Source organism: Janthinobacterium sp. LM6, from assembly GCF_002002885.1.
GTDB lineage: Bacteria > Pseudomonadota > Gammaproteobacteria > Burkholderiales > Burkholderiaceae_D > Janthinobacterium > Janthinobacterium kumbetense.
Genome location: NZ_CP019510.1, coordinates 5,267,429 through 5,279,679 on the forward strand (window position 1 = coordinate 5,267,429; position 12,251 = coordinate 5,279,679).

The following is a 12,251-nucleotide window of genomic DNA, read 5'->3' on the forward strand; positions in this document are numbered from 1 at the left end:
TTAGCTTTCCCGCAAAGTTTGCAGCGGCGGATGTTTCAGCACATTGCGCAAGCCCAGCCAGCCGCCGGCGATCGCGCACAGGGCGCCGGCCAGCAAACCAAAGGCCCACACGCCGGGCGCGAAGCTCCAGGCGAACTTGAACTGGTACGTGGCCAGCGCCCAGCCCATGGCCGCCGCGCCCGAGGCCGCCAGCAGGCCGGCCAGCGCGCCGACGAGGGAAAACTCGATCAGCTGCGCCTGCGCCAGCTGGCGCCGCGTGGCGCCCAGCGCGCGCAGCAGGCCCGCTTCGCGCGTGCGCTCGTCCTGCGAACCCATCAAGGCCGCGTACAGCACCAGCAAGCCCGAGGCCAGGGTAAAGGCAAACAGGAATTCGACGGCCGTCACCACCTGGTCCAGCACGCCCTGGATTTGCTTGAGCACGCCGCCCACGTCGACCACCGTCAGGTTCGGGTAGTCGCGCAGCAGGGCGTTGCCCAGGTCCGCCTGCGCGGGCGGCAGGTGGAACGCCGTGATCCACGTCTGCGGCGTATCGGCCATGGCGGCCGGATTGATGATGACAAAGAAATTGACGCGCATCGAGCCCCATTCCAGCTTGCGCAAGCTGGTAATCGATGCCTCCACGGGCTGGCCGGCGATGTCGAAGCGCAGCTTGTCGCCCAGCTTCAGCTTCAGGGTCTTGGCGATGCCCTCTTCCACCGACGCTTCAGCCGGCGCGCCCGGCACGTCGCTGAACCACTTGCCCGCCACCAGCTTGTTTTCTTCCTGCATGGTCGCCATCGTCGACAGGTTGAATTCGCGGTCGGCCAGACCCTTGGCGCGGTCGTCCTCGTAGGTGGTTTCCGTGATGGCGTTGCCGTTCACGGCCACCAGGCGCCCGCGTATCATCGGATACAGCGGTGCGTTGGCCACGCCGGCTTGCGCCAGGCGCGCGGCGATCGGGTCTTTCTGTTCCGGCAGGATATTGATCATGAAGCGGTTCGGCGCGTCCGGCGGCGTGGCATTGCGCCAGGCCACCATCAAGTCGCCGCGCACCACCGTCAGCAGCAGCAAGGCCATCAGGCCCAGGGCCAGCGACACCACCTGGATGACGGTGGCGCCCGGGCGGCGCTGCAGGGACGTGACGGCAAAGCGCCAGCCCTGGTGATTGAAGGCGCCGCGCAGGGTTTTCAGCGAGCGGATGCCCAGCCAGCCGGCCAGGGCAAACAGGGCGAAGCCGCCGAGGAAGCCGGCCGCCGTCAGCAAGGCCAGTTTCACGTCGCCCGCCTGCCACAGGAGCAGCACGACGAAGGCGGCGATGCCCAGGCCGTAGGTGGCCACGGCCAGCGCCTGCGGCGGCTCCTGCTCGCGGCGGATCACGCGGTTGTGGGGAACATTGCGCAACTGCAAAATCGGCGGCAGGGCAAAGCCCAGCAAGAGCAGCATGCCGGTGGCCACGCCCTGCAGGGCGGGCAGCAGGGACACGGGCGGCAAGTCGCTCTGCACCAGCTTGCCCAACAGTTCCAGCAGCACCAGGTGGCCGCCGAAGCCGACGGCCACGCCGACCACGCTGCCGGCCAGGCCCACCAATAAAAATTCGATCACGTACATGGCAGTGACCTGGTTTTGCGTCAGGCCCAGGCAGCGCAGCATGGCGCAGGCATCGAGGTGGCGCAGCATGAAGCGGCGCGCCGCCATGGCCACGGCGACGGCCGCCAGCATGGCCGACAGCAAGCCGACGAGGGAAAGAAAGCGGTCGGCGCGGTCCAGCGTCGATTGCATCTGCGGGCTGCCCGATTCCAGCGACTCGATGCGCACGCCTTTTATTGCCTGCGTCTTGATCTGGCTTTCCAGCCAGGCTTGATATTGCGCAAGCTCGCCCGCCTTGGCGGGCGGCGCCGACAGCAGCAAGCGGTACGACACGCGCGAACCGTTCTGCACCAGCGCCGTGGCGGCCAGGTCGCTCAAGGGCAGCATCACGCGGGGGGCGAAGTTCAAAAACGATGCGCCGCGGTCCGGCTCGCTGGCGATCAGTTGCGTGACGGTAAACGCCTTGTCGCCCAGGGTCAGCGTGTCGCCCAGCTTCGCGTTCAGGCTGGACAGGATGGCCGCGTCGACCCACAGGGTGCCGGGCGCCGGCACCTGGTCCGTTGGCCGGCCGACGGCATCCTGCGCCTCGCTGAGCCTGGTCGTGATTTTCAGCTTGCCCCGCTGCGGGTAGCCGGGCGAGACGGCCTTGATGGACGCCAGTTGCGACAGCGATTGCTCGCCCTCGCCCGCCTGCGCCATGCTGGGAAACGTCACCGTGTCGGCCAGGATGAAGCCGCGCTTCTGCGCCTCCGCGCGCCAGGCCGCATTGACGGGCTGGTCGGCGCTGATGACCAGGTCGGCCCCCAGCAACTGGTGCGCGTCGCGGTTCAAGCCCGCGCGCAGGCGGTCGACGAAGAAGCCGACGGCCGACAGGGCCGCCACGGCGACGATCAGCGCGACGAGCAGGAAACGCAGTTGCCCGGCGCGCCAGTCGCGGCCGGTCATTTTCAGGGAGAGGCGGAACATGGGCGGCGGGTCTTCAGGTAGATTTATTGCGTTACGCCATGGGCGGCGGCGTGCCGGGCGAAATACGCATCGACGGTAGCGAGGAAGGCGTCTTTCTGCGCCTGCGGCAGGAAGGCGGCGATGAAACCGTTGCGCGCCAGGCGTTGCGCGTGGGACAGGCCCAGCGGCAGCGCGTCGAAGACGGCGTCGAAATTGTCGTTCATGTAGCCGCCGAAATACGCGGGATCGTCGGAATTGACAGTCACGAGCAGGCCCGCGTCGAGCAATTGCACCAGGTTATGGTCATGCATCTGGTCGAACACGCGCAGCTTGGTGTTCGACAGCGGGCAGACCGTCAGGGCGATCTGTTCGCGCGCCAGGCGGGCCGTCAGGTCCGCGTCTTCCAGGCAGCGTACGCCATGGTCGATGCGTTCGACTTTTAAGTCGTCGAGCGCCGTGCGGATGTAGGCCGGCGGACCTTCCTCGCCCGCGTGGGCCACCAGGTGCAGGCCCAGCTCGCGGCAACGGGCAAACACGCGCGAGAATTTCTCGGGCGGGTTGCCCACTTCCGAGGAATCGAGGCCGATGCCGATGAATTTGTCGCGGTGCGGCAAGGCGTCTTCCAGCGTCTCGAACGCCTCTTTCTCGCTCAAATGGCGCAGGAAGCACAGGATCAGGGCCGCGCTGACGGGACTGTCCTGGCAGGCGCGGTGGATGCCGTTGATCACGTCGGCGATGGGCACGCCGCGCGCCGTGTGCGTTTGCGGGTCGAAGAAGATTTCCGTGTGCAGCACATTATCGGCTTCGGCCCGGCGCAGGTAGGCTTGCGTCATGTCATAGAAATCCTGCTCTTTCAAGAGCACGCTTGCGCCAGCGTAATAAATGTCGAGAAAAGACTGTAAATCCGTAAAAGCATAGGCGCTGCGCAAGTGTTCCACCGATTCATAGCCCAGAGGCACGCCATTGCGCTCTGCCAGTGCGAAAATCAGTTCTGGCTCCAGCGAGCCTTCGATATGGATATGCAGTTCGGCCTTCGGCATGCCGCGGACGATCGCGCGCAAATGGGGGTTCATCATGGGTGTTCCTTATAGGGCGACGATAAAAAATGCTGGCTCACGCACGCGCACGCGCGGCGCGCAGGGCCATCAGACATGCAGGCATCTTAGCGCAAGATGGCCGGCCTCACCGGCGCCAGGCCGCCATGGCGCAGGCTGCGGCAACGCCATGGCCGGCTCCGGCACGCGCTGGCGAATTGTCGTATGATGATTTAAAAGGTATACAAAGGTTCATTGAAGGCGATGGAAAATTTGATGATTTATCCAATTAAATCAACAATTTACAAACAAGTATTAAGGATATGCCGACATATCTTTTGACTTCCTGATCCTTTAGAGCAATAATAAATTTCATGGGGTAATGGTAGGTGCAGCAAGCGCTATCAACAGTGAAAAAAAGCCGGCTGGCCACGTCAGCACACGGCATCAAGCGCCAGTTTTTTGGTCCGGGCAATCCGGACTCGCAAAGACAGCCGGGCTTGAAACAACAATAAAAATCGATACGGGGTACAGGAAAAGTTCAAGCGGCAAGCCCAGGCGAGTGCCAGGCGGGCGGCCATGGTGACTGGCAGTACGGGTTTACATTAAAGGACATTGACATGACCATTTTTGATAACTATGCAGCACGCTACGAGCGCACCCGCGAAGAGGAAATGTCGCTCACCGAATATCTGGCCCTGTGCAAGAAGGACAAGCTGACGTACGCCAGCGCGCCCGAACGCATGCTGGCCGCCATCGGCGAGCCGCAGCTGGTCGACACGCGCAACGACACGCGCTTGTCGCGCATCTTCGCCAACAAGATCATCAAGATCTATCCCGCCTTCCGCGAGTTCTACGGCACCGAGGAGGTGATCGAGCAAGTCGTCTCGTATTTCCGCCACGCGGCGCAAGGCCTGGAAGAGCGCAAGCAGATCCTGTATCTGCTGGGGCCCGTCGGCGGCGGCAAGTCGTCCATCGCGGAAAAACTCAAGTCGCTGATGGAACACGTGCCCTTCTATTGCCTGAAAGGCTCGCCCGTCAACGAGTCCCCGCTGGGCCTGTTCAACGAAGAAGAGGACGGCACCATCCTGGAAGAGGATTACGGCATCCCGCGCCGCTACCTGCGCAACATCCCCAGCCCGTGGGCCGTGAAACGCCTGCATGAATACAATGGCGATATCAACCAGTTCCGCGTCGTCAAGCGCTATCCGTCCGTGCTGAAACAGATCGCCATCTCGAAAACGGAGCCGGGCGACGAGAACAACCAGGATATTTCCTCGCTGGTGGGCAAGGTCGACATCCGCAAGCTGGAAGACTATGCGCAGGACGATCCGGACGCCTACAGCTATTCGGGCGGCCTGTGCCTGGCCAACCAGGGCTTGATGGAATTCGTGGAAATGTTCAAGGCGCCCATCAAGGTCCTGCATCCGCTGCTGACGGCTACGCAGGAAGGCAATTACAAGGGCACGGAAGGCTTCGGCGCGATTCCGTTCGACGGCATCATCCTGGCCCACTCGAACGAGTCGGAATGGAAGACGTTTAAAAACAACCGCAACAACGAGGCGTTTCTTGACCGTATCTATATAGTCAAGGTGCCGTATTGCCTGCGCGTATCCGACGAAATCAAGATCTACGACAAGCTGGTGGCCAATTCCTCGCTGGTCAAGGCCCCGTGCGCGCCCGGCACCCTGCGCATGATGGCGCAGTTCGCCATCCTGTCGCGCCTGAAAGACCCGGAAAACTCCAGCATCTTCTCGAAGATGCTCGTCTACGATGGCGAAAACCTCAAGGACACGGACCCGAAAGCCAAGTCCATGCACGAATACGTCGATTACGCGGGCGTGGACGAAGGCATGAACGGCCTGTCGACCCGCTTTGCCTTCAAGATCCTGTCTAAAGTGTTCAACTTTGACAATTCCGAAGTGGCCGCCAATCCCGTGCACTTATTATATGTACTGGAGCAGCAGGTCGAGCGCGAGCAGTTCGCGCCGGAACTGGAACAGCGCTACTTCTCCTATATAAAAGAGCACCTGGCGCAGCGCTACGTGGAATTCATCGGCAAGGAGATCCAGACGGCTTACCTGGAAAGCTATTCGGAATATGGGCAGAACATCTTCGACCGCTACGTGACGTTTGCCGATTTCTGGATACAGGACCAGGAATACCGCGATCCGGACACGGGCGAAAGCTTCGACCGCGAATCGCTGAACAATGAACTCGAGAAGATCGAGAAGCCGGCGGGTATTTCCAATCCGAAGGATTTCCGCAATGAAATCGTGAACTTCGGCTTGCGCGCGCGGGCCTCGAACGGCGGCAAGAATCCCGCCTGGACCAGTTATGAAAAGTTCCGCACCGTGATTGAAAAGAAAATGTTTTCGAATACGGAGGAATTGCTGCCCGTGATTTCCTTCAATGCCAAGGCCAGCGCCGACGATGCCAACAAGCACGCCGACTTCGTGGCCCGCATGGTGGAAAAAGGCTATACGGCCAAGCAGGTACGCCTGTTGTGCGAATGGTACTTGCGCGTGCGCAAGTCATCCTAGCGCGGACAGCGGAGGCGCGCTCCCGCCCGAGGGCTGGCGGGGCGCGCAAGACGAGAAGCAAGGAGGCACCCTTTGACATATCTCATCGACAGGCGCTTGCAAAGCAAGAATAAATCCGCCGTCAACCGCGAGCGTTTCCTGCGGCGTTACAAGGGCCAGATCAAGGATGCCGTGGGGCGCGCCATCAAGGGGCGCTCGATCACGGACGTCGAGAATGGCGAGAAGGTCAGCATCCCCGTCAAGGACGTGGGCGAACCGTCGTTCGGCCACGCGCATGGCGGCGTATGGGAAGTGGTCAATCCCGGCAACAAGGAATACCTGAAAGGCGACCAGATCGCGCGGCCGAAAGGCGGCGGTGGCGCCGGGCGCGGCAAGGCGGGCAACAGCGACGAGACGACGGAAGACGACTTCATCTTCGAATTGTCGCGCGAAGAATTCATGAATTACTTCTTCGAGGACCTGGAATTGCCGCACATGGTGAAAACCCAGCTGACGGCCACGACGGAATTCAAGAACCAGCGCGCCGGCTACAATATGTCGGGCACGCCATCGAACATCCACGTGCTGCGTTCCCTGCGCGGCGCGCTGGGACGACGCATCGCCGTCGGCGGCGGCGCCCGCAAGCAGCTGGCGCAGGCCGAGGAAGACCTGGCCGAACTGCTGCACGAAGGCGCGCCCGACAGCGACCCGCTCGTCACGGAACTGCGCCGTTTGATCCACCACCTGCACACGCGCCTGCTGGCCATCCCCTTCATCGACCCGTTCGACTTGCGCTACAGCAACCGCATCAAGGTACCCAAGCCGATGACGCAAGCCGTCATGTTCTGCATCATGGACGTGTCCGGTTCCATGGACGAATCGCGCAAGGACACGGCCAAGCGCTTCTTCATCCTGTTATATCTGTTCCTCAAGCGCGCCTACGACAAGATCGAGGTCGTCTTCATCCGTCACCATACGGCGGCGGCCGAAGTCGACGAGCATGAATTCTTCAATTCGCGCGAGTCGGGCGGCACCGTCGTCTCGTCCGCGCTGCACTTGCTCAACACCATCATCGACGAACGCTATGGCGCCGGGCAATGGAACAGCTATGTGGCGCAGGCGTCCGACGGCGACAACTGGGACAACGATTCCGTGCTGTGCCGGCAATTGCTGATCAACACCATCATGCCCAAGGTGCAGTACTACACCTATGTCGAGATCACGGACGGCCCGCAGCAAAACCTGTGGGAGCAATATGCGGGCGTGCTCGACCATCACGCCCATTTCGCCATGCAAAAGATCGTCACGCCGGCCGATATCTATCCGGTCTTCCGCGAACTGTTCAAGAAACAGGTGAAATGATGAGTGCAGCCTTTGACCGCGCCAGCAACACCCCGGGCGAACCGTTCGTGCGCCTGCGCCACCCGAACGCCCTGCCCGAGCAATCGGAATGGACGTTTGAACTGATCGAGCAAATCCACGAGGAAATCCGCCGTGTGGCGAAGCAGTTCGGCCTCGACACCTATCCGAACCAGCTGGAAATCATTACGGCCGAACAGATGATGGATGCCTACACCTCCGTCGGCATGCCCGTCTCGTACAACCACTGGTCGTTCGGCAAGCATTTCCTGTCCACCGAGAAAAGTTATAAACGAGGCCAGATGGGCCTGGCCTACGAGATCGTCATCAACTCGAATCCGTGCATCGCCTATTTAATGGAGGAAAACAGCCTGACCATGCAGTCGCTGGTGATCGCGCATGCGGCCTACGGCCACAACTCCTTCTTCAAGGGCAATTACCTGTTCCGCGCCTGGACGGATGCGGACGCCATCATCGACTATATGGTGTTTGCCAAGAATTACATCGCCGAATGCGAACAGCGCCACGGCGTCGATGCCGTGGAATTGCTGCTCGACTCGTGCCACGCCATCCAGAACTATGGCGTGGACCGCTACAAGCGCCCGGCGAAACTGTCGATGGCGAAGGAATATGCGCGCCAGAAAGAGCGCGAAGCCTATGTGCAGTCGCAGATCAACCAGCTGTGGCGCACCCTGCCCCGGCGCGAGGATGACGAGGAAGAGGACGACCAGCGCAAGGCCGCGCCCCGCTTTCCGCCCGAACCCGAGGAAAACCTGCTGTACTTTATAGAGAAGTATGCGCCGCTGCTGGAACCGTGGCAGCGCGAGATGGTGCGCATCGTGCGCAAGATTTCCCAGTATTTCTATCCGCAGCGGCAAACCCAGGTCATGAACGAAGGCTGGGCCACCTTCTGGCACTACACGATATTGAACCAGCTGTATGACGAGGGCGTGGTGGGCGACGGCTTCATGATGGAGTTTCTCAAAAGCCATACCAACGTGGTCTACCAGCCGCCCATCGACAGCCCGTATTACAGCGGTATCAATCCGTATGCGCTGGGTTTTGCCATGATGAGCGACATCCGCCGCATCTGCGAGCACCCGACCGACGAAGACCGCGCCTGGTTCCCCGACATGGCCGGCAGCGACTGGCGCAAGAGCCTGGACTTCGCCATGCGCAATTTCAAGGATGAAAGCTTCATCGCCCAGTACCTGTCGCCGCGGCTGATCCGCGAATTCCATTTCTTTGCCGTGCTCGACGACGACAAGAATGAAAAACTGGCCATTTCCGCCATCCACGACGATGCCGGCTACCGCTACGTGCGCCAGCAACTGGCGGAACAGTACAACCTGGGCAACCGCGAGCCGAACATCCAGGTCTGGTCCGTCAACACGCGCGACGACCGCGCCCTGACCCTGCGCCACACGCAATTCCAGCGCCGTCCGCTGAACCAGCAGGCGGCCGAGGTGCTCAAGCACGTGGCACGGCTGTGGGGCTTCGATGTGCACCTCGATACGGTCGACCCGCAGGGGGCGGTGCTGGGCACCTTGAATTGCCGGCGCGAGAAGCGCAACCGGCGCGATGACCCCGTCACCAAGCCATGAAATGATTTGTTGATAATAATCAATAGCAAGAATATAAGCGCTTCCTATGCCTATATAGGAATTCCGTATGGCCTGGCGGCGTCGAAACGGCTGTCAGGAGCGCCTTTTTTGACCTGGGTGAAGTGCATTCCGCACCCGTTTGGTGCGCGCGACGGGCTAAGTGGTCTGGTTCCGAGCCAAAACATTTCCAAAAAGAAAGATTTTTCTCCAAATTTAGCAGTTTCCATATTGGATATCACGAAATATAATTCCGCCAGATCGACACATCGGAGAACTTAGCAGCGGTCGCCCAAAACGGCTGTAAAAAACCGATAAGACCGCCTTTTTTTATGTCCGAAAGCGTGCAAAGATGACATAAGCAAGTACGTTTTCAGGGCGCAAAAGCGCCAAAAATTTAACCGGTTTTAGGCGTTAAAAATCTGTGTAAAATAAAGAATTCGTATGTATAATTCGGCGACGTCCCGGATACGGCTGGAGCTTTGTGTCGTCATTTTGGGGTTCAGTTGCAAGACAAGAGATGGTATTTGGAGAAAGCAGGCATGAATTTTTCGAACGAGAAAAGTCCCAAGAACTACACAGGCATCACTATCGTTGTCCTGCTGCACGTTCTCGCGGCTTACGGGATCGTGACGGGCTTGGGCAAGCGGTTGGTCACCAAAATGATGGAACCGGTTGAAACCAAGATTATCGAGGAAGTCAAACCGCCTCCACCGAAGGATCTTCCACCGCCACCACCGCCGCCAGAAATGAAGGCGCCACCGCCGCCATTCATTCCGCCAGTCGAGGTGAACGTGCAGCAGCCGCCACCACAGCAGAACGTGATTGCAAATGCGACTGCCGTGAAGCCAGCATCGAATGTATTGGCACCGCCAACGCCGCCTGCACAGCCTGCGCCAACTCCTGGACCAGCCAAATCGGTGCGTACACCGGCCGTGGTTGACTTCAGCGTCTGCGAAAAACCGGCTTATCCAAAGTCGTCGCAGCGTAACGAGGAAACCGGTGTGGTGACACTGTCGTTCCTGATCGGTGTAGACGGCAAGGTCGCTGATTCGAAGATCGTGAAGTCCAGCGGCTTCAGGGACCTGGACAAAGCCGCGGTGCAAGGTATCAGCCGCTGTACATTTAAGCCGGCAACAGTTGACGGCAAGCCGGAACAAGGCTGGCAGCAAATGCAATACGTTTGGTCGCTGGATTAAAACCCGAGACAGTTATCCCCTGTCTCACACTATGATTTCGTTGTCATTACGTTCAGCGATCTGTTATTTTTAATTTTGGAGGAAGCATGTTTAAGAATACCCGTTTGTCCGCATTTTTTGCCGCGGTTCTGTTGTCCGTTACCGCTACTACCGCTCTGGTAGCAGCTCCGGCATTCGCTGACGCGCCAGCATCGGCTGCCGCTTCGGCTCCTGCGGCAGACGCTGCACCAGCACCAGTTGCTGCAGATGCCGCCGCTCCAGCAGCAGACGCAGCAGCTCCAGCCGCTGATGCAGCCGCTCCAGCCAAAACCGAAGAAGTGCACAACCCGTTCGGCCTGCAAGCAGTGTGGGACGGCGGCTTCGTGCCACGCGCCACCCTGATCATCATGGTCATCATGTCGATCGGTACCTGGTACATCATCATCACCAAGCTGATCGATCAAATGAAGATCTTCAAGCAAGCTAAAGAAGCCGCTGCCAAATTCTGGAAAGCTCCTTCGATCGCTGCTGGTTCGGCAACCCTGGAAGAAGGTTCGCCATTCCGCTTCATCGCTGAATCGGGCACCAAGGCAACCGCTCACCATGACGGCGCCCTGCTGGAACAAATCGATCTGTCGACCTGGGTGACGATGTCGATCCAGCGCGCTTCGGACAAAGTCCAATCGCGTCTGCAAGATGGCCTGTCGTTCCTGGCAACCGTTGGTTCGACCGCACCGTTTATCGGTCTGTTCGGTACCGTTTGGGGTATCTACAACGCACTGACCGCTATCGGCATGACCGGTAACGCATCGATCGACAAAGTTGCAGGTCCAGTTGGTGAGGCACTGATCATGACCGCTTTCGGTCTGCTGGTCGCTGTTCCTGCCGTTCTGGGTTACAACTGGTTGGTTCGTCGTAACAAAACCGCAATGGAAGACATCCGCTCGTTCAGCGCCGACGTTCACTCGGTTCTGGTTTCCGGCGTAATGTCCACCAGCGAAGCTGGCCGTGCTGCCGGCGCTAAAAAGATCGGATAAGTCATGTCGATGTCCGTCGGCTCCGACAGCGGAGATCAAGATCAAGTAATGTCAGAAATCAACACGACGCCGCTCGTCGACATCATGTTGGTTTTGCTGATCATTTTCTTGATCACCAGTCCAGTTGTCCTCAAGCTGCAGAAAATCGATCTGCCGATCGAGGCCAACCAAGCCCTTCAAACCAAGCCGCAAAACGTTAACATCGTTGTTAACAAGGATGGCGAGATTTACCTGGGCCAGACCAGACTGAGAGACACGAACGAATTGTTCGATTATCTTAAAGTTGAAGCAGTGAAAGTACCGCAGCCGGAAGTACACGTTCGTGGCGACCAAGAAACACGCTACGAATCGATCGGCCGGGTTATTTACACGACCCAACGTGCCGGGATCCAGAAGGTCGGCTTCATCACCGAACCACCTGACAAGGGCTGATAGCGACTGACAGCGGCGTCCCGGCAACATGGGGCGCCACTGAAGGAAGCTTGCCGGGCGGCAGTTTCGCCCGGTGCTTCGTTGGACTTCTTAAAGGAAACACTATGAGTATGAATGTCGGTTCGGGAAGCGCAGCAGGCGCGGATCCGGAACCAATGATGGAACTGAACATGACGCCCCTCATCGACGTGATGCTGGTGCTGATTATCATGTTGATCATCACGATTCCTAAGCAAAACCACTCGGTGAACCTGAACATGCCGGTCGGCACCCCGCCGCCACCGACAACCGAACCAGTGGTCGTCACGATCGATGTCGATTTTGATGGCACTATCTTGTGGGACAATCAGGTCGTACCTGATCGTAATACGCTGGAAGCCAAGCTGAGCAACGTTGCTGCGCAAGCAGATCAGCCAGAAGTGCATCTGCGTCCTAACAAGCTGGTGGAATACAAAGTCGTCGCCGGTGTGATGGCGTCGGCGCAGCGTCTGGGCGTGACCAAAATCGGTCTGGTCGGCAACGAGCAATTCCAGTAAGCTGCAGCAATCAGGTTATCTTTACATCCGAATAGGCAGGA

Annotated in this window: 9 protein-coding genes; 7 read left to right on the plus strand and 2 right to left on the minus strand. The window is 59.4% G+C overall.

Features of this window, described 5'->3' with window-relative positions; genetic code table 11:
• Entirely contained in the window at window positions 1-2,532 is a 2,532-nt protein-coding gene (locus tag BZG29_RS23115; protein WP_077407906.1) for an FtsX-like permease family protein, read from the minus strand.
• Between the two features lie 23 nt (window positions 2,533-2,555).
• The gene (locus BZG29_RS23120; RefSeq protein WP_077407909.1) at window positions 2,556-3,587 is read right to left on the minus strand and encodes an adenosine deaminase; all 1,032 of its coding nucleotides are present in this window, start codon (window positions 3,585-3,587) and stop codon (window positions 2,556-2,558) included.
• Between the two features lie 578 nt (window positions 3,588-4,165).
• Here BZG29_RS23120 and BZG29_RS23125 point away from each other — a divergent pair.
• The 7 genes from BZG29_RS23125 (at window position 4,166) to BZG29_RS23155 (ending at window position 12,210) form a co-directional block, all read left to right on the plus strand.
• Window positions 4,166-6,088 carry a PrkA family serine protein kinase gene (locus tag BZG29_RS23125; protein WP_034785249.1) on the plus strand — a complete coding sequence of 641 codons (1,923 nt, stop codon included), beginning with the start codon at window positions 4,166-4,168 and terminating at the stop codon, window positions 6,086-6,088.
• Window positions 6,089-6,160: 72 nt separating this feature from the next.
• Window positions 6,161-7,429 (plus strand): YeaH/YhbH family protein, encoded by a 1,269-nt coding sequence (locus BZG29_RS23130; protein ID WP_077407911.1) that lies wholly within the window; start codon window positions 6,161-6,163, stop codon window positions 7,427-7,429.
• On the plus strand, window positions 7,429-9,030 hold the full coding sequence (locus tag BZG29_RS23135; RefSeq protein ID WP_077409254.1) for a SpoVR family protein: 1,602 nt from the start codon (window positions 7,429-7,431) through the stop codon (window positions 9,028-9,030). The genes BZG29_RS23130 and BZG29_RS23135 overlap by 1 nt, the downstream gene beginning before the upstream one ends.
• A 539-nt stretch (window positions 9,031-9,569) precedes the next feature.
• Window positions 9,570-10,226 (plus strand): energy transducer TonB, encoded by a 657-nt coding sequence (locus BZG29_RS23140; RefSeq protein ID WP_077407913.1) that lies wholly within the window; start codon window positions 9,570-9,572, stop codon window positions 10,224-10,226.
• Between the two features lie 86 nt (window positions 10,227-10,312).
• Window positions 10,313-11,242: a MotA/TolQ/ExbB proton channel family protein gene (locus BZG29_RS23145; protein WP_230539716.1), complete on the plus strand. Its 930-nt coding sequence runs from the start codon at window positions 10,313-10,315 to the stop codon at window positions 11,240-11,242.
• Between the two features lie 3 nt (window positions 11,243-11,245).
• Window positions 11,246-11,674 (plus strand): biopolymer transporter ExbD, encoded by a 429-nt coding sequence (locus BZG29_RS23150; RefSeq protein ID WP_077407915.1) that lies wholly within the window; start codon window positions 11,246-11,248, stop codon window positions 11,672-11,674.
• Window positions 11,675-11,778: 104 nt separating this feature from the next.
• On the plus strand, window positions 11,779-12,210 hold the full coding sequence (locus BZG29_RS23155) for a biopolymer transporter ExbD (RefSeq protein WP_170840419.1): 432 nt from the start codon (window positions 11,779-11,781) through the stop codon (window positions 12,208-12,210).
• Window positions 12,211-12,251 lie beyond the last annotated feature (41 nt).